The organism is Pseudomonas paraversuta, assembly GCF_904063065.1.
In the GTDB taxonomy this organism is placed as follows: domain Bacteria; phylum Pseudomonadota; class Gammaproteobacteria; order Pseudomonadales; family Pseudomonadaceae; genus Aquipseudomonas; species Aquipseudomonas paraversuta.
Genome location: NZ_CAJFCL010000010.1, coordinates 133089 through 151745 on the forward strand (window position 1 = coordinate 133089; position 18657 = coordinate 151745).

Annotated in this window: 17 protein-coding genes; 6 read left to right on the plus strand and 11 right to left on the minus strand. The window is 59.8% G+C overall.

Going from position 1 to position 18657, the window contains the following annotated elements:
* Positions 1–68: 68 nt before the first annotated feature.
* From JQ845_RS20065 to JQ845_RS20090, 6 genes are all read right to left on the minus strand, one after another.
* Entirely contained in the window at positions 69–1514 is a 1446-nt protein-coding gene (locus JQ845_RS20065) for a SulP family inorganic anion transporter (protein WP_003439397.1), read from the minus strand.
* Between the two features lie 162 nt (positions 1515–1676).
* Positions 1677–3344: a gamma-glutamyltransferase gene (ggt, locus tag JQ845_RS20070; RefSeq protein WP_003439396.1), complete on the minus strand. Its 1668-nt coding sequence runs from the start codon at positions 3342–3344 to the stop codon at positions 1677–1679.
* A gap of 176 nt (positions 3345–3520) precedes the next feature.
* Positions 3521–4414 (minus strand): NAD-dependent epimerase/dehydratase family protein, encoded by an 894-nt coding sequence (locus JQ845_RS20075; protein WP_003439395.1) that lies wholly within the window; start codon positions 4412–4414, stop codon positions 3521–3523.
* A gap of 114 nt (positions 4415–4528) precedes the next feature.
* Entirely contained in the window at positions 4529–5440 is a 912-nt protein-coding gene (locus JQ845_RS20080; RefSeq protein ID WP_003439394.1) for a LysR family transcriptional regulator, read from the minus strand.
* 159 nt (positions 5441–5599) lie between these two features.
* Positions 5600–6184, minus strand: coding sequence for an NADPH:quinone oxidoreductase MdaB (locus tag JQ845_RS20085; RefSeq protein WP_003439393.1), 585 nt, complete (start codon positions 6182–6184; stop codon positions 5600–5602).
* A gap of 167 nt (positions 6185–6351) precedes the next feature.
* The gene (locus JQ845_RS20090; RefSeq protein WP_003439392.1) at positions 6352–7116 is read right to left on the minus strand and encodes a sulfite exporter TauE/SafE family protein; all 765 of its coding nucleotides are present in this window, start codon (positions 7114–7116) and stop codon (positions 6352–6354) included.
* A gap of 106 nt (positions 7117–7222) precedes the next feature.
* Here JQ845_RS20090 and JQ845_RS20095 point away from each other — a divergent pair, with 106 nt between their 5' ends.
* From JQ845_RS20095 to JQ845_RS20105, 3 genes are all read left to right on the plus strand, one after another.
* A complete protein-coding gene (locus JQ845_RS20095) occupies positions 7223–8116 on the plus strand; it encodes a LysR substrate-binding domain-containing protein (RefSeq protein WP_060781833.1) in 894 nt (297 codons plus the stop codon).
* Between the two features lie 137 nt (positions 8117–8253).
* Positions 8254–9657 carry an amino acid permease gene (locus JQ845_RS20100; RefSeq protein ID WP_003439390.1) on the plus strand — a complete coding sequence of 468 codons (1404 nt, stop codon included), beginning with the start codon at positions 8254–8256 and terminating at the stop codon, positions 9655–9657.
* 165 nt (positions 9658–9822) lie between these two features.
* Positions 9823–10167: a cupin domain-containing protein gene (locus JQ845_RS20105; protein ID WP_003439389.1), complete on the plus strand. Its 345-nt coding sequence runs from the start codon at positions 9823–9825 to the stop codon at positions 10165–10167.
* A 54-nt stretch (positions 10168–10221) separates the two neighbouring features.
* Here JQ845_RS20105 and mmsB read toward each other — a convergent pair whose 3' ends face one another.
* Positions 10222–11109, minus strand: coding sequence for a 3-hydroxyisobutyrate dehydrogenase (gene mmsB, locus JQ845_RS20110; protein ID WP_003439387.1), 888 nt, complete (start codon positions 11107–11109; stop codon positions 10222–10224).
* An 11-nt stretch (positions 11110–11120) separates the two neighbouring features.
* Complete coding sequence (locus tag JQ845_RS20115) at positions 11121–12635, minus strand: CoA-acylating methylmalonate-semialdehyde dehydrogenase (RefSeq protein WP_003439386.1); 1515 nt, start codon at positions 12633–12635, stop codon at positions 11121–11123.
* A gap of 182 nt (positions 12636–12817) precedes the next feature.
* On the opposite strand from JQ845_RS20115, the gene JQ845_RS20120 reads away from it, so the two are divergent.
* The 3 genes from JQ845_RS20120 to JQ845_RS20130 all read left to right on the plus strand — a co-directional run bounded on the left by JQ845_RS20120 (position 12818) and on the right by JQ845_RS20130 (position 16062).
* Positions 12818–13765: a LysR family transcriptional regulator gene (locus JQ845_RS20120; protein WP_003439384.1), complete on the plus strand. Its 948-nt coding sequence runs from the start codon at positions 12818–12820 to the stop codon at positions 13763–13765.
* A 210-nt stretch (positions 13766–13975) separates the two neighbouring features.
* Positions 13976–14725: a carbonic anhydrase gene (locus JQ845_RS20125; protein WP_203009389.1), complete on the plus strand. Its 750-nt coding sequence runs from the start codon at positions 13976–13978 to the stop codon at positions 14723–14725.
* Between the two features lie 146 nt (positions 14726–14871).
* Positions 14872–16062, plus strand: a complete 1191-nt coding sequence (locus JQ845_RS20130) for a glycoside hydrolase family 5 protein (protein ID WP_236010224.1) — start codon at positions 14872–14874, stop codon at positions 16060–16062.
* A gap of 77 nt (positions 16063–16139) precedes the next feature.
* Here the strand turns inward: JQ845_RS20130 and JQ845_RS20135 are convergent, their stop codons facing one another.
* The 3 genes from JQ845_RS20135 to JQ845_RS20145 are packed head-to-tail and all read right to left on the minus strand — an operon-like array spanning position 16140 to position 18493.
* Complete coding sequence (locus JQ845_RS20135) at positions 16140–16643, minus strand: OmpA family protein (protein WP_003439378.1); 504 nt, start codon at positions 16641–16643, stop codon at positions 16140–16142.
* A 21-nt stretch (positions 16644–16664) separates the two neighbouring features.
* The gene (locus tag JQ845_RS20140) at positions 16665–17921 is read right to left on the minus strand and encodes a diguanylate cyclase domain-containing protein (protein WP_003439376.1); all 1257 of its coding nucleotides are present in this window, start codon (positions 17919–17921) and stop codon (positions 16665–16667) included.
* On the minus strand, positions 17918–18493 hold the full coding sequence (locus tag JQ845_RS20145) for a YfiR family protein (protein ID WP_003439374.1): 576 nt from the start codon (positions 18491–18493) through the stop codon (positions 17918–17920). Before JQ845_RS20145 ends, JQ845_RS20140 begins: the two co-directional genes overlap by 4 nt.
* Positions 18494–18657 lie beyond the last annotated feature (164 nt).

Genomic DNA, 18657 nt, shown 5'->3' on the forward strand with positions numbered 1-18657 from the left:
GAGCGAGCTTGCTCGCGAGCTGTCTGAAAAGCTCGCGAGCAAGCTCGCTCCTACAAATAGGCGGGGGGTTACTCGTGGTGGACGCGGGCGCGCTTGAGCAGTTTTTTGCTGCGCTCGGACAAATGCAGGACCCGCAGGTGTTTGCCCGCTTTTGTGTAACGCTCGCGCAGGGTGTCCAGCGCGGCAATGGCCGAGTAGTCGACAAAGCTCAGATGGCTGCAATCCAGGGTCACTCTGGCCGGGTCGCCAGCAGGATCGAACTGTTTGAGAAAGGCCGCCGTCGAGGCAAAAAACAAGGTGCCGTGGACCCGGTAAAGCTTGCTGCCATCAGTTTCCAGATAGGTGTCGGCGTACAGCTGGCGCGCCTGCTGCCAGGCAAAATTGAGGGCCGCGATGATGACCCCGCACAACACCGCAACGGCCAGATCGGTGAACACGGTGATCACCGTTACCGCGACAATCACCAGAACATCGTTCAACGGCACCTTGTTCAGCACCCGCAATGAGGCCCAGGCAAAGGTTTGTTGCGCGACCACAAACATCACGCCCACCAGCGCCGCCAATGGAATGCGCTCGATAAACGGCGACAGAAACAATACGAACAGCAAGATCATGATCCCGGCCGTTACCCCGGACAGGCGACCGCGTCCGCCAGAACTGAGGTTGACCACGGTCTGGCCGATCATGGCGCAGCCACCCATGCCGCCAAACACGCCCGATACCATGTTCGCGGCGCCCAGCGCCACGCACTCGCGGTCCGGATAACCACGGCTTTCGGTGATTTCATCGGTCAGGTTCAGGGTCAGCAGGGTTTCCAGCAGGCCCACCAGCGCCATGACGATGGCGTAGGGCGCAATGATGCCCAGGCTTTCCAGGTTCCACGGGATATCGGGCAGGCTGAACGTCGGCAAGCCGCCGGCAATATGCGCCATGTCACCCAGGGTGCGGGTCGGCAAACCCAGCAGATAAACCGCCAGCCCGACCCCGAGGATTGCCACCAGGGCCGGCGGCGCGGCCCGGGTCACCCGGGGCAGCAAATAAACGATGGCCATGGTCAGCGCCACCAGCCCGATCATCAGGTACAACGGCGCGCCGCTCAGCCAGGTTGCGCCATCCTTGAAATGATCCAGCTGGGCCATGGCAATGATGATCGCCAGGCCGTTGACGAAGCCCAGCATCACCGGGTGCGGCACCATGCGCACCAGCTTGCCGAGCCTGAGCAGCCCGAACGCCAGCATGATCAGGCCGCCCAGCAGCACAGTGGCCAGCAGGTATTGCACGCCGTGTTGCACCACCAGCGCGACAATCACCACGGCCATGGAGCCGGCAGCACCGGAGACCATGCCCGGCCGGCCGCCGAAGAGCGCGGTAAGGGTGCAAATGATGAACGCGCCATACAGCCCCATCAACGGATTGAGGTGGGCTACCAGCGCGAAAGCGATGCACTCGGGCAGCAGGGCAAACGACGTCGTGAGTCCGGCCAGGGCATCAGCGCGCAGACGTGTGAGTTTCATGGCGTACCTAAAATTCGGGGCGGGAAAAGCGGAGGGGGTATCGAAAAAAGAATGGTAACAAATTGCGAAGATGCGGGATAACCGTAGGAGCGAGCTTGCTCGCGAGCTTTTCAGCGCAGAGCTCGCGAGCAAGCTCGCTCCTACAGGTTTTTCAGGGTGTTCTTACTTCACAACCTTGCCAACCCCGCGACCACGGGGGTCAGAGGCGGTTTCCAGCTGGGTGCCGTTAACCCGGATCGCCTGTATATCACCCATGTTCCAGCCCTGATCCTCCAGGGTGTAGCCCATGGCTTTGAGCTCATCGGCAACTTTGCCGGTGAGCGGCGCGTAGGCGTCGTAGTAGATCGTGTCTTTAGGCAGCAACTGGTGATGTACCCGCTGGGCGGCCACGGCTTTTTCCAGCGGCAGGTTGTAGTCGTAGATATTGTTCAGCACCTGGAAGATCGAGGTGAAGATCCGCGAACCGCCCGGCGTACCGAGCACCAGGGTGACCTGACCATCACGGGTCACCAGGCTCGGGCTCATCGACGACAACATGCGCTTGCCCGGCTCGATGGCGTTGGCATTGCCCCCCACCACACCAAAGGCGTTGGCCACGCCCGGCTTGGAGCTGAAGTCGTCCATTTCATCGTTGAGCAGGAAGCCCGCGCCTTTGACCACGACGCCACTGCCGTAATCCCAATTCAGGGTGTAGGTGTTGCTGACGGCGTTGCCGTCTTTATCGACAATGGAGAAGTGCGTGGTCTGATGCGGCTCAAGTCCGGGCTTGATATTGGCCGTCGGCGAAATCGCTTTCGGGTTCACTTCTTTTGCCCGCTTGGCGATGTAGGCCGGGTCGGTCAACTCGGCCACCGGCATCTTGCCGAAGTCCGGATCACCGAGGTAATCGGCACGGTCGGCAAACACGCGCTTTTCAATTTCGGACAACAGGTGGATGTAAGGTGCCGAGTTCAGTTCGACACCTTTGAAGTCCGCGGCGCGGTCTTCCTTGATGCCGATCAGTTGCGCCAGTGCGATACCGCCAGAACTTGGCAGCGGTGCTGTGTACAAGCTGTTGCCGCGGAAATCGACCCGCATCGGCTCACGCCAGTTGACCTTATAGTCATTCAGATCTTCTTTGGTGATCAGGCCCTTGTCCTGCTGCATCTGGGCAATCAGCAGGTCGGCGGTCTGGCCGTGGTAGAACTCTTTGGCGCCCTGGTCGGCAATACGTTCCAGGGTGGCGGCCAGTTCAGGCTGCTTGAAGGTTTCGCCAGGTTTCATGCTGCCGAAATAGTCGCTGAAATTGGTGGTGCCCTTGAACAGCGCCAACGCATCTTCGCGGTACTGGTATTGCTGATCGGCCACCTTGAAGCCGTTTTTCGCGTAGCCCACGGCGGGGGTCAACAACTCGCTCCATGGCAATTTGCCAAAGCGCTGATGGACTTCCCACAGGCCCATCACCGTACCCGGCACGCCAGCGGCGCGCGAGCCGACCAGGCTCAGGTTCTCGATGATTTCGCCTTTGTCATTGAGGTACATATCGCGGCTGGCAGCCTTGGGCGCCGTTTCGCGATAGTCGAGGAAGTAGGGTTTGCCATCGATAAACAGGGTCATGAAACCACCGCCACCAATGTTACCGGCTTCGGGGTAAGTCACGGCCAGGGTGAAGGCGGTTGCGACTGCGGCATCGACTGCGTTGCCGCCTTTTTTGAGAATTTGCGCCGCGACTTCAGCGCCGTACTGATCCGGGGCGGCGACTGCCCCGCCTTCCAGCGTAACGGCATAGGCTGAACAGCTGGCTGCGATGGCAGCCGTCAAGGCCAGGGTTTTGAACCATACAACACGCATTGGAACTTCCTTTTATTTTTGTATAACGATGCCGAACATTGTCTGATTTCAGAAACGTTTACAAACAACAAAAGTAAAAATGCGGGCCTGTGCACAAACCGAAAAGCTATCCAAGAACAGCAGGAGCGAGCTTGGGCGCAAAAGAGCTCGCTCCTGCGGGGGGCAGAGATCAGGGGTTACAGCATTTGGTTTTTGATCCACTCCACCACGCTGCTGCGTTGCGGCGTCCAGCCCAGCAGTTCGCGGGCGTTTTTGCCGCGTACCCGGCTGTTGGAACCCAGGCCGTAGTTGGCCATTTCATAGCCCCATTCAGCTTCAGCATCGGCCAACGGCCAGTCGTGGGCTTCACCCAGCCCCAGCACCCGGGCGATGGCGTTGCTCATGTCGGCAAACGCCGCTTCGCCACTTTCAACAAAGTAGAAAGTCCCGGCCGGGGTGTTTTCCAGTGCCAGCAGGTACAGGGCCACGACGTCGTCGATATGCACGTTGGACCAGATGTTTTGCCCGCTGCCGACATGACGCACGACTCCGCTCTTGCGGGCCTGTTTAAGCAGGCGCGGCAGTTGCACGCTGTCGCGTTTTACCCCCAGGCTGTGGCCGTAAATCAGGGTGTTGCAGATGACCGCTGAACGTACATTGTCGTTGGCCGCCGCCAGTACCAGATTGTCGATGGCAACCCGCGCCGCCTTGTCGACGCTCGGCTCGGGCAACTGACCTTCGTAGTAGACAACGTCGCTGGCCTTGCCACCCGAGGCGTCGCCAACAATGCTCGAACCGCTGGTGTGCAAAAACACTTTGCCGCTGCCGCGCAGGGCCTTGAGCAAGGCTTCGACGGCGCCCCGATGGTCGCTGCTGGCCGCGTTGATCACCGCATCCGCCTGGCTGGCCTGCTTGGCGAGCAAGTCGCTGTCATCCAGGGCGCCCAGCACCGGCGTGATGCCAAGGGCGAGCATTTCCTGTTGCTGATCGGTGTTGCGCACCAGACCCGTGACCTGATGCCCGGCCTTGACCAAAGCGCTGGCAATTGAACCGCCGATAAATCCTGCTGCGCCGGTAACGAAAACCTTCATGGAGTGACTCCCGCGTGAAATAAGTGATGCCGCCAGTATCGAAGAGTGAGGGCAGTGGAAAAACCCGCCGCGGGCCAATTCAGTCTTGAGTACAGATCACTAATGCGCGGGGATTTACCCTTTGAAGTACGGCACCGCATAGCTGGCGAGCTTGTCCTGGATGAAGTCCAGAAAGCACTGAATGCGTAGCGCCAGCTGCGAGTTGCGGTAGTACACCGCGTGGATCGGCTGGCGGTAGCCGCTGTTGAATTCGCCCAGCAGCACTTGCAGGCGCCCGGTCTTGACGTCTTCATGGGTCATGAAATGCGACAGGCAGGCGATGCCCTGCCCTTGCAGCGCCAGATGGCGGACCGTCTCGCCACTGGAAGCACTGATGTGCGGCTCGATGGCCCAGCGATCGCCTTGTGCATAACGCAACGGCCATTGGTTCAAACCGTCATTTTGGGTAAAACCGATCAGGGTGTGACTGGCCAGATCGGCGACGCTGCCGGGGGCGCCGTGGCGGGCGATGTAGTCGGGGCTGGCGAGGATGCTCAAGGGGCTGCAGCCCAATGAGCGGGCGTGCAAGGTGGAATCGGCCAGGGTACCGATGCGGATCGCGATGTCAGTGCTTTGCTCCAGCAAGTCGATGATCAGATCATTACTGTTGAGCTCCAGCTGGATCTCGGGGTAGAGCTCACGGAACTCGCTGATATACGGAACGATGGCATGCAGCATGAACGGCGAGGCGGCATTGATCCGCAGACGCCCGGAAGGGGTGCGCTGGTGGGAAATCAAACGGTCTTCAAGCTCATCCATTTGCTCCAGGATCAGCTTGGCCCGCTCGAAGAAAAACTTGCCCTCCTCGGTCAGGTCCATGCGCCGCGTGGTGCGGTTGATCAAGGTGGTTTCGAGCTTGGCCTCCAGCCGTGACAAGGTACGGCTGACCGCCGAAGGGGTTTGTCCGGCCTGTTCGGCAGCCGCGGAAATGGAGCCGCACTCAATCACTGAAACAAAGATTTGCAGCTCATCGGATCTGGCTTTCACACGTGCCCCTCATTGGTAACTGCCTGCAGCGTAGTCGCTGACTCGCGAAGCGAGGCTGCGATCAGGGTAGCAATTTCACACTGATCGCAGTCCCGCGGTGCGCAATCAAACGGCTCGCAGCCGCGCTCCGCGAGTCAACGACTACCGCAATTGCAGGCGTTAGATGGCGAACACTTGTTTCAGGTGTTGCTCATAACGGGCGGCATCGTCCTGGGGTTGTGGACGTTTCATCACGTCGACACACAGGAAGGTCGGCAAGGCGCTCATGCCAAGGAACTCATTGGCCTTGTGGAACGGGAAGTACACCGCGTCCACGCCTTTGCCTTCGAAGAAGTCGGCCGGATCATCAAAGGCTTGCTGCGGTGCGTTCCAGGTCAGCGACAGCATGTACTTTTTGCCGTGAATCAAACCACCGCTGCCATAGCGCTGCGAAGCGTCGGAACGGGTACGGCCGTCACTGGCGTAGAGTTTTCCGTGACCTTCGGTGAAGACTTCGTCGATGTACTTTTTAACGATCCAGGGCGCGCCCATCCACCAGCCCGGCATTTGATAAATGATCACGTCGGCCCACAGGAATTTCTCGACTTCCTCGGCCACGTCATAGCCTTCATCGATGTGGGTGACTTTGACTTCGAAGCCCTGGCGATCGAAAAAAGCCAGCGCAGTGTCGTGCATGGTCAGGTTGTAGCGACCATCGGAGTGGGCAAATTTTTTGGCACCGTTAAGCAAGAGTATTTTTTTCATCATCAGCCTCATTCGGGATTAACCCTCAGCGCTGTTGAGCGGCCTTCGGGTGTTAAAGATTTAATACCTGGCAGGGTATCGATCACTGCCCTCGGGAAAAACCCGCATCGGAGCAAATCACCTTTGCTTATCAAGCACGAATAGCTGCCATATTGTTGCCAAAACCTTTAACCAGCGATTAGCAGATGCATACCCAATAGCGCCATACCGATAAAAAATACGGATTTGAATAATGCGCCGCTGATGCGCTGACGCAGCCATTGACCCAGCCACATGCCGAGCATGGCGGGCAGCAGCGCCAGCAATGACCCATTGAGCTCGCCGCCACCCAGATTTCCGCGCCAGTAAAGCCCGGCAGCCAGGGCCAAGGTGGAGACGCTGAAGGACAATCCCAAGGCCTGTACCAGCTGATTTTTGCTTAAGCCCAGGGCCTGCAGATACGGCACGGCAGGGATTACAAACACACCGGTGGCCGAGGTAATGATCCCGGTGATCAACCCGCAGGTTGGCCCCAGCCAGTTCTCCATCCGTGGCGCGACCCGCAGCACGGGCAGAAACAGCCCGCTCAAGGCATACAGCAACAAGGCCATGCCCAAAGCCCGTACCACCCAGCTGCCGCCATCACTGCTGAGCCACAGCATGCCAAGGCCGGTGCCCAGCAAAATCCCCAGTTGCATCGGCCACAGCCGCTTTATCAGCCCGCGTAGCCGGCCGCCCGCAGCCAGTTGCCAGGTATTGGTGACGATGGACGGGATGATCAGCAATGCCGCTGCCTGTGCCGGGGCAATAGCCAGACCCAGCAAGCCCATGGCTACCGTCGGCAAGCCGAGGCCAATCACCCCCTTGACCGTTCCGGCCACCAGAAAAGTCAGCAGCACCAGCAATGACAGGGACCAGCCAAGGTTTTGGTAGAACTCGAAGAGTGTTTTCATGGCCCTATGCTGGGCCACGGTGCCGGGGTTGGAAATGCGTCATATACTGAGCCAGCCTCTTGCATGACAAGAGGCTTATTTACCAAGGCAGGTGACATGGAGGCTTATGCACTTCGATCTGGTGGATTTACGGCTGTATCTCAATTGCCTGCAGACCGGCAGCATCACCGCGGGCGCCGGTCTCAGCCATTTGTCCCTGGCCGCCGCCAGTGCGCGCATCAGGGCGATGGAAGCGGCGCTGGGGGTGGCATTCTTGCAACGCAGCCGGCGGGGCATCAGCCCGACACCTGCGGGCCAGGCGCTGGCGCAACATGCCCGGCTGCTGCTGCGACAGGTGGAACGCATGAATCACGATCTGGCCGAATACGCCCAGGGCTTTAAAGGCCAGGTACGGTTGCTGTGCAATACCGCAGCCCTTACCGAATATCTGCCCGAGTTGCTGGCCGATTTTGTACGCCAGCATCCCCATATCAGCGTCGACCAGCACGAATTGACCAGCCTGCGTATCACCCATGCCCTGCGCCAGGACGCCGCCGATATCGGGATAGTTTCCAATGCAGTCGATACCCGGGATCTGCAAACCCGGCCCTTTCGCGATGATCCGCTGGTGCTGGTGCTACCCCAGGAGCATCCGCTCTCCAGTCTGCCGCAGCTCAGGTTCAGCGACACCTTGAGCCATGACTATGTTGGACTGTCAGCCAGCAGTGCACTGGCCGTGTATCTGGAAGAGCAGGCGCTGCACAGCGGTTGCCGCATGCAGGTGCGCATCCGGGCCGAGGGCTTTGATGGGGTCTTGCGCATGGTCGCCCGGGGCGCCGGGCTGGGCATAGTGCCCAAGGCCACCATCGAACGCTGGCAGGCACCGCGCACCTTCAAGGCAGTGCCCCTGAATGAGCCTTGGGCAGACCGCAAACTGCTGCTGTGCGCCCGCTCCTTCGAACAATTACCGGCCTGTGCGCAAACCCTGCTTGGGGCGCTATCGACCCCGGATAACCGATAAGAAACTTCCTAGAGTGCTGTTCGCCTGTATGCCTGAATTTTTACCAAGAGTAATATCCGGGGCTTGCTGACCCAACGCGGCGCCTGTCGTCCCGTTGATTTCATCATCATTGAGAATAACCACCCACAAGGCACCCGATGGCTGACGCTAACTCCCCCCCGGTCACACTCAAACGCGGTTTGAAAAATCGTCATATCCAGCTGATTGCCCTGGGCGGCGCTATCGGTACCGGGCTGTTTCTGGGCTCGGCGGGCGTGCTCAAGTCCGCAGGGCCGTCGATGATTCTCGGTTATGCGATTGCCGGCTTTATCGCGTTTCTGATCATGCGCCAGCTCGGCGAGATGATCGTCGAAGAACCCGTGGCCGGCTCGTTCAGCCACTTTGCCCATAAGTACTGGGGCGGCTATGCGGGCTTTCTGTCGGGCTGGAACTATTGGGTGCTGTACGTGCTGGTGGGCATGGCCGAACTGACTGCGGTCGGCAAATACATCCAGTTCTGGTGGCCCGAGGTTCCGACCTGGGTCAGTGCCGTGGTGTTCTTTGTGCTGGTCAACCTGATCAATACCCTGAACGTGAAAGTCTTCGGCGAGATGGAGTTCTGGTTCGCGATCATCAAGGTGGTGGCGATTGTCGGCATGATAGTGCTGGGTTGCTATCTGCTGATCAGCGGCACCGGCGGCTCCCAAGCCTCATTCAGTAACCTGTGGAGCCATGGCGGATTCTTCCCCAATGGCGGCACCGGTTTGCTGATGGCCATGGCCTTTATCATGTTCTCCTTCGGTGGCCTGGAGCTGGTGGGTATCACCGCCGCCGAAGCCAGCGAACCGAAAAAAGTGATCCCCAAAGCCATCAACCAGGTGGTGTACCGGATTCTGATTTTCTACGTCGGCGCCCTGACTGTTCTGTTGGCGCTGTACCCCTGGGACCAGTTGCTGGTGACCCTTGGCGCCGGCGGGGATGCATACGGCAGCAGCCCGTTCGTGCAGATTTTTGCCTTGATCGGCAGCAATACCGCCGCCCAGATCCTCAACTTTGTGGTGCTGACGGCTGCCCTGTCGGTCTATAACAGTGGCGTTTACTGCAACAGCCGCATGCTCTTCGGTCTGGCCGAACAGGGCGATGCACCCAAGGCGCTGATGAAGCTGACCAAAAATGGTGTGCCATTGCGGGCACTGGGGGTGTCGGCGCTGGTGACCTTGCTGTGTGTAGTGGTCAACTACCTGGCGCCGCACAAGGCACTGGAGTTGCTGTTCGCGCTGGTGGTGGCTTCGTTGATGATCAACTGGGCGCTGATCAGCCTGACCCATATCAAGTTCCGCAAGGCCATGGCGGTACAGGGCGTGAAGCCTTCGTTCAAAGCGTTCTGGTTCCCGTTCAGCAACATCCTGTGCCTGGTGTTCATGGCCACCATCGTCTCGGTGATCTGGATGATCCCCGATGTGCGTGCGTCGGTGTATGCGATCCCGGTGTGGCTGCTGATCCTTTACGGGTTCTATCAAGTACGCCTGCGTACGGGCAAAGCATTGGCAAACCCGCGCTGATCCTTGCCTGACACAACAAAGCCCCGGTCCTTGTATCAAGGATCGGGGCTTTTTCGTATCCGCAGGCTGCGTATTCGGGTCACTGGGGGTCGGAACCAGACATCTGCCGGAAACTGCCGCCGGTTAGGCTGGAATCCGTGCCTTGATCCATCTACCGGAGTCCTTATGTCTGCGCCAATTACCGTACTTCGCGACACCCACCCCCTGCCCGTGCTTGATGCCTGCAAATGGGAAAAGCTCGAAGGCGATCCGCACACCGTGAACCTCAATGCCTACACCAGTGATGATGGCAGCAAAATCATGGGCACCTGGATTTGCACGCCCGGCAAGTGGTACGTGGAATACGTGAAGTGGGAGTACTGCGATTTCCGCGAGGGCTACTGCATCATCACCCCCGAGGGCAAACAACCGATTCATCTGCGGGCCGGGGATATCTTTATCGTGGAGCCGGGGATGAAAGGCACATGGGAAGTGGTTGAAACAGTGCGCAAGTATTTTGTCTTTGCCTGATTGGCACCACGCAAAAAACCGGGAGTCCGCCCGACGCGGACTCCCGTAAATGCCCTATTCGGGCTTGCGATAGCTATTGATGATGGCCGAGAAGTCTTTACCGCCCTCTCCGCGCAAACTCATTGCCTGGTACAACTGTTGCGCCACTGCGCCCATGACCACGGGCTGATGCGCCTGACGTGCAGCTTCGGTGGCCAGCCCCAGATCCTTGAGCATCAGCTCGGCACCAAAACCGCCGGTGTAGCCGCGCGAAGCGGGTGCCGTTGGCACAATGCCCGGCCACGGGTTGTAGATTTCGGAACTCCAGCAGCGTCCGGTGGAACTGTTGATCACCCCGGCCAGCACTTCGCTGTCGATACCCAATGCCGCGCCCAGAGCCATGGCTTCACTGACCCCGACCATGGAGATACCCAGCAGCAGGTTGTTGCAGATTTTAGCCACTTGGCCGGTGCCCACATCCCCACAATGGACTATGTTGCGGCCCATTTGCGAAAGGACCGGGTGCAGCGTATCGAACAGGGCCTGGCTGGCACCGACCATAAAGGTCAGGGTGCCTGCCTGCGCCCCGCCGGTGCCGCCGGACACCGGGGCATCGGCCATTTGCACGCCTTGTTTGGCCGCCGCGCCCGCTACATCGCGAGCGGTCTGCGGGTCAATGGTGCTGCAATCCACCGCCGGGACACCTTCGCCGATGCCGGCCAGCACCCCGTCTTCACCCAGCCATACGCTGCGCACATGGGCGGCAGCCGGCAGCATGGTGATCACCAGTTCAGTACCTTTGGCCGCCTCACGGGGCGAAGCGCTGACATGGCCGCCAAGGGCCGCCAGTTCAGCCAGAATGTCCTTGTTCAGATCAAACAGGTTCAACGAGTGCCCGGCCTTGAGCAGGTTGCGCGCCATCGGTGCGCCCATGTTGCCCAAGCCGATAAATGCAATATTCATGGTCTGTGCCCTCAACGAAGATTGATGGTGGTGTTGACGCCATCATTCACGCTGTCATCGTCGAACCAGCGACTGGTGACGGTCTTGGTCTGAGTATAGAACTGCACCACTTGCTTGCCGTACGGCCCCAGATCGCCCAGCTTGGAACCACGGGAACCGGTGAAGCTGAAGAACGGGACCGGCACCGGAATCGGGATGTTGATGCCGACCTGGCCCACGTCGATTTCGTTCTGGAATTTACGCGCCGCCGCACCGCTTTGGGTGAACAGGCCGGTGCCATTGCCGAACGGGTTGGCGTTGACCAGCGCAATGGCCTGGTCAAGGGTATCGACTTCAATCACCACCAGGACCGGGCCGAAGATTTCCTGGGTGTAGATCTGCATGTCGGTGGTGACACCCGAGAACAGGGTTGGCCCCACAAAGTTGCCGTGCTCGAAGCCCGGGACCTTGATATCGCGGCCATCCAGCTCCAGTACCGCGCCTTCCTTGATCCCGCTTTCAATCAGCCCCAGCACGCGCTCTTTCGCACGCTTGGAAATCACCGGGCCGACATCGGTACCCGCCTCGCTGCCGGCATTGACCTTGAGCTTTTGTGCCAGCGCCTTGAGGTCCGGCAACCATTGTTTGGCCGCGCCCACCAGCACCACCACCGAGGTGGCCATGCAGCGTTGCCCGGCAGCACCGAAACCGGCGCCGACCAGAGCATTCAGAGTTTGCTGGCGATTGGCATCGGGCAGTACCACGGCGTGGTTTTTGGCGCCCATCATCGATTGCACGCGCTTGCCGTGGCGGCCTGCCAGGTCATACACGTGGGTGCCCACGGCGGTTGAACCGACGAACGATACAGCCTTGATATCGGCGTGGGTGCACAGAGCATCCACCACGTCCTTGCCGCCATGGACCACGTTAAGCACGCCTGGTGGAACCCCGGCTTCAAGAGCCAGTTCCACCAGCATCAGGGTCGACAGCGGGTCTTGTTCTGACGGTTTGAGGACGAAGGTGTTGCCGCAGGCGATGGCCATCGGGAACATCCACAGCGGAATCATTGCCGGGAAGTTGAAAGGCGTGATGCCTGCACAAACGCCGATAGGTTGACGCAAGGTGTAGGTATCCACCCCGCTCGCAACGTTTTCTGCGAACTCACCCATCTGCAGGGTACCGATAGAGCACGCGTGCTCCACGACTTCCAGGCCGCGAAAAATATCGCCCTCGGCGTCGGCAATGGTTTTGCCCTGCTCGGCACTGAGCACCGTGGCGATACGCTTGGAGTGTTCACGAATCAGCGCCTGCAACTTGAGCATGATGCGCATCCGCGCGCCGATCGGCGTCAGCTTCCAGGTCTGGAAGGCGCGTTGCGCTGCGGCGATAGCGGCGTTGACTTCATCGGGGGTAGCGAAAGGGACTTTGGCCAGTACTTGCTGAGTCGCCGGGTTGACGATGTCGTGCCACTCGGTGGTCTGGGACTCGACCCACTCGCCATCGATCAGCAGTCGGGCATTTTGGTACGGGGTAGTAGAAACGTTCATGGAAGTCTCCGAAATTATTGTTATGTCCGGTCACGCCAATCTGTAGGAGCGAGCTTGCTCGCAAGCAAGCTCGCTTCTACAGATTAAGTCGTGCACCGGTGCGCCCGGATTGGTCGCAGGACTGTTTTTGGAGTATAGGTGTGCGTTCTTCTAATAAGAACGCACATAAAAGCCGGTCTAACATGCAAAAAAACATCACATCGTTAAGCGCACTGAACTGGGACGACCTGAAGTTTTTTCTCGAGGTGGCCCGCACCCGCAAGGCCAGCAGCGCCGCCAAGCGCCTGGCGGTGGACTACACCACCGTGTCACGGCGTATCAGTTCGCTGGAAGCCGCGCTGGGTACCTTGCTGTTCGAAAAATCCCGTACCAATGGCTTCACCCTGACCCCTGAAGGCCAGCGTCTGCTGGGGTATGCCGAGTCAATCGAGAGCACGCTGCACATGGCCTGCGAGCAGGTTTCGGGCTCGGGCGTGGCGCTGTCGGGGCATGTGCGAATGGGCTGCACCGAGGGCTTCGGAAGTTTTTTTATCACCCCGCAGTTGAGCCACTTCGTGGATGCCTACCCGGCCATTTCCGTGGACATCTTGCCGTTACCGCACTTCATCAGCCTGTCCAAGCGCGAAGCCGACATCGTGATTGCCCTGGAGCGTCCGGAACACGGGCCGTATGTGTGCTGCAAGCTGTGTGACTACCAGTTGCAGTTATTTGCTACCCAGGAATACCTGGACCAGCACCCGCCGATTCGCCGGGCGGCCGACCTGGTGGATCACCCGTTTATCAGTTATGTCGACGATCTGGCGTTCAGTTCCGAGTTGCTGTACCTGGCCAATGTGCTGCCCGGCGCCAGCGCCAACCTGCGCAGCACCAGCGTGATCGCGCAGTTCGTGGCGGCGCAGCAGGGCCGCTCGTTGGCAATCCTGCCGTGCTTTCTGGCGGCACAGGACCCGCGTTTGCTGCCGGTACTGCCGGACGAGATCAACCTCACACGCCAGTTCTGGATGTACTGCCGGGAGGATTTGAGGAAGCTCAAGCGGATCACCCTGTTGTGGGATTACATCCGCGAAGTGACGGAGCTGAATGCACCGTTGTTGCTGGGGGAAAGTCGCGAGATGCGCTTCGCCGATTAACAGTCCTTAACGCGCAGCCGACACAGGAGAGCCGCACCTGCGTACTGCGCTGCGCGCCGCCGGCCTTAAGAAATTTAGGACAAATCCCATAGGCGCCAATTTTCACCACTCTTACTCTGCGGCTCCGGGCTCCGACTGTCAGCCCCCGACCTCCGATTAGCCGAGGTGCCATGGCTTCCATGCCCTCATCCATCAAGAGTGTTCCCTCCCATGTGCATTTCCTGCGAACCGTCACCTGCACCCACCATCAATCATCGCCGTAATTTCCTCCGCCTGGCGGGGGGCGCTGCCGGCGCTTTGATGCTGGCCGGCGCGCTGCCCGCGCAACTGGCCCAAGCCGCCAGCGAAGGCCCGGTCCCCAAACCGCAAAACCGGCTTGACCCGCAACAGGCTTTGACGCGGTTGATGGCAGGCAATGCCCGTTACGCCCAGGGCGTGACCCGGCGCCATGACTTCCTGACCGAGCGTGAGGCCCTGGTCAACGGGCAAAACCCCTATGCCGCCGTGCTGGGTTGCGCCGACTCGAGAATCGCCCCGGAGTATGCATTCGATACCGCGCGCGGCGACCTGTTTGCGGTGCGGGTGGCGGGTAATTTCGTGACGTCCGACGGCCTGGCAAGCCTGGAATATGCCGTGGCCGTACTGGAAACACCTTTGATCATGGTGCTCGGCCACGACAGTTGTGGTGCGGTCTCGGCCGGGGTCAAGGCGCAGAAAGACGGCGCGAAGTTTCCCGGGCAGATTCAGGGGCTGGCGGATGCGATCAAGCCCTCGGTGGCCAAGGTGTTAACCCGGCCCGGAAACCTGCTGGACAACGCCATTGCGCAAAACGTCAAAGACACAGTGGCCCGCCTCAAAAGTGAATCAAGCCTGTTGTCGGATGCGCTGGCCAAGGGAAAGCTGAACATCGTGGGTGGCATCTATAAACTCGACAGTGGCAAAGTCGAGTTGATCGCCTAGAACCCTGAACATGTTCCCGGGCTGCAGCCTTTGCGTGCTTTATGCAGGGGACTGGCGCCCGGGACATGCATCCCGCTGTTAAAAGCCCTGCTTGCTGCTGATGAACAATCCGCTTCCCGTCCCTCAGCATCCGAGGAAAAACCGCCATGAATCTCAGGACGATGCCCGCCCTTTTGTTACTGGGTGTACTGTCTGGCGCAGCTGGCGCCGCGGACATGATTGCCTTCTGGGACAAGCCTGAGCGTGGAGGAAACAGTTTCAATCGACTGCCTCCCGATCAAGCCTATTTCGATGCTCTGCAGGACTATGGCGCGAGCTGGGTGCGCCTGTCCTATGACAAGTGGCAGCCGGCAGAACGGGACTACCTGATTGGCAATGCAGACCAGTACCAGGGACTGGTTGCCAAGGATCTGCAACAGCTGAAAACCACCCTGGACCGGGCACATGCCGCAGGGCTCAAAGTGGTGATCACGCCCCTTTCGCTGCCGGGTATGCGCTGGGCGCAAAACAATGGCGACCGCTTCGATGACCGCTTGTGGCAAGACAAGCGATTCTGGACCCAAAGTGCTGCCTTTTGGCGTGATCTCGCCGCAGTGCTCAAAGAGCACCCCGCGGTTGCCGCTTACAACTTGATCAACGAGCCGGCACCGGAAAAACAGGCGGGGCTGGCCGAGCACGCCGATGCTGCAAAGATGCGGGACTGGTACGAAAAACAGGTCGGCAGCGCACGGGATTTACCCGGGTTTTACCAAACCCTCATTAGCGCCATCCGCGAAGTTGATTCACTCACACCGATCATGGTGGACGCCGGCTGGTACGGTGCGGCCGATGCATTCTCATACTGGCCAGCCCCGTTGGCCGACAGCCGCGTGCTGTACAGCTTTCACATGTACGAGCCCTATGCGGCAACCAGTGCCCCCAATTTGCAACGGGCCAGACCCTATACCTACCCGGGCCTGGTGCCATTTGCTGCGGGCATGCAGAAGTGGGACCCGAACCGGGTTCGCAGCTATCTTCAGCAGCCACTCGACTGGGCCGCACAACACGCCATACCGGCCAACCGGATGGTCGCGGGTGAGTTCGGATGCATGCGTAAACTGCCCGGTTGTCAGCAGTATCTGGAGGATGTGCTCAGCGCACTGGAAGCAGCCAGGGTGCACTGGGCATTTTACAGCTTTCGCGAGGACAGCTGGGACGGTATGGATTACGAGCTGGGAAACGCCAACGTTCCCTGGGCTTACTGGAAAGCGGCTGAGGACGGGCAGCCGGACCCGGTCAAACGATCTGCCACAGCTGAATTCGAACCCATCAGCAAGCGGCTGAAGAAGAGTGAATAAAAGCCCCGCCCCCTCCTGACACTCGCACACTGATCTGATAGCGATGCCAGCAGAGGCCGTAGCCATAACGCGGGCCTTTATTCGGCAATCACCACAATCGCCACCCGCCGATTTTCGGTACGTCCGGAGCGGGTGCTGTTGGACGCTACCGGCACCCGGCTACCCAGCCCGCGGACCTCAACATTTTCAGGCTGCATGCCGACTTTGGTCAGCACTTTGACCACGCTGTTGGCACGCCGTACGGACAGCTGCTCGTTGTAAGCGTTGCTACCGGACGAGTCGGTATGGCCGTCAACCCGTACGCGCTGGATGTCGGCGGCGAGCAATGCTTTACCGATGCGTTCCACGATTTCCTGGCTCTGGGGGTTGAGCACTTCCAGGTCGCTGCCGAACAGCACTTTGCCTGACAAGCCAAATGCCCAGCCTTCATCGGTCAGTTCAAACCCCTGTTGCTTGAGCACGGCAATCTGCGCCGGCGTCAGCCCTTTGGGCGGGGCGGTCTGACAGCCGGTCAATGACAACATGGCCAACAACAAGACAGCACTAAAAAATTGCAGGTAACGCTGGGTCAATACACGCATGGGGGGACAAGCTCCTGATTATCACTGGGCTGCGGGGTACTCCAACTCCGCAACCTGTTGCCCGCCTCGGGCGAGGCGTTTGGCCTGGTACATCGCCGAATCCGCTGCACAGAGCAGCGTATCCGGGGTTGCGCCATGTTCGGGGTAAACGGCGATTCCAATACTGAGCGACGTCACGACATGGCTGTCATCCGGTAACCGGATCGGCTCAAGCATGCTGGCGATGATTTTGTCTGCAATACGCTGGGCATCTTCGATGCGGTGCAGCGGGGTCAGGGATATGGCGAATTCGTCGCCGCCCAGACGCGCCACCACATCGTTTTCGCGCAACTGGGCGCGGATCCGCGTTGCCACTGCGACCAGCACCGCGTCTCCAGCGGCATGGCCATGGGTATCGTTGATGTCTTTAAAGCGGTCACTGTCGAGAAACAGCACGGCAACCTTATCTCCGGGCTTGTTCAGCGTGCGCAAGGTCAGCGCCAGCCGCGCGGCAAAATAGGCTCGGTTGGGCAGATTGGTCAGCGAGTCGTGGCTGGCCTGGTGCGCCAGACTCTGATTTTCATTTTGCAAGTGGCTTTGCCATGACTCCAGCTCATCAAGCAAGGCATTGAAGTCGTTGCCCAGGCTGTCCAGCTCGGCGATATGGGCAGGCGGCACGCGACGGTCAAACGCCCGATCGATGCGCGCGGCGTGGGCAACTTCGGCCAACTGCTGCAAGGGGCCGGTAATGCCGCCAAGCAGACGCCGCGACAGGTACAACGCGCTCCAGGCACTGAGCGCCGTACACAGAAGCACGCCAAGCAAGCCGCTGAGTAAAAAGCGCAACATGTTGGCGCCGTGCCCGCTGACCACCACCACCCCGACTTCCCGCCCCTGATGCTCAATCGGGACCTTGATCGGCTGTTGCAGCAAACTGTCGGCCAGCAGCATTTCGACCTTCGACAGCAAGCCGGTTTCCGGGCGCCGCCAATGGGCGAGCAATTCACCATTGGCGGTGTAGACCTCAGCCTCGGCGACGGCTTCGGTGGAAGCGATCATGTCCAGCGCTTCGGTTGCCGCCACCTGATCATCAAACACCACGGCAGCTTCCACGGTGTAGTTGATGGAGCGGGCGATCAAGTGCAGGTTGTGGTCCGCATAAACCTTGAGCGCCAGCACGCCCAGCAGGGTCATGGACGCGCTGGCCAGGATCACTGCTACCAGCGCTACTCCCAGATGCCCGCGCCGCAGCACAGAGCGCAGGCTGCGCCGCTGTTCAGGAGCTTTGAACAGGCTCATGGTTGAACCGCCCGACGCCGTGACAGTTGCAACACGCTGGGGTGAATACGCACACCGCTGCGGGCAACAGAGTCGAGGTTGACCTCAAATGTCACTTGCTCATCGGTCACCCGCAGGCAGAACAGACTGCCGACGGTGCATTGATCACCGTATTCGCTGATGCTCAGGACGGCTTGTCCGCTCAGGGAACTGAACAGGCTGCTGCGCTCTGCGGTGCTTAGCTTGCCCAGATACACCGCGTTGCACTCGCGGGCTATGGCCGGATTACTCACCAGCATGCGCCGCACTTGCACCTGCCGACCACTGGACTGGGTAGCACCTTGAAGCAAGTCATCGGTGTATTCAGTGGGGCCCACCACGCACAACTGCATTTGAGCCGGCTCGATGGGCCAGCGTGCATAGCTGAGGATGCCCAGGACCACTTGGGTCACAGCCTTCGCTCGCTGATCTGCCAGGTTGCTGGAAGCTTCAGGCTGGGCCAGGCAGGGAGTGCTCAACAGTAACAGGCAAAGTGATAGCCGCCGTAGCCGCCATCCAGCCCCTTGTCCTGTCGGTGGGACAGCCACGTCCATGCCTGAAATCTCTGTATTCATTAGGTGAGTGATGTCGCAACGATAGCACGGAGCGCATCAAAACGTGATGCGCGTCACATTATGCCCGGCCGCAACGGTTTGCGCAGGACCCATACCCCGAGGTTCTGCCGCAAGTTGCGGCCAGGGCCATAAGCAGGGGGCAA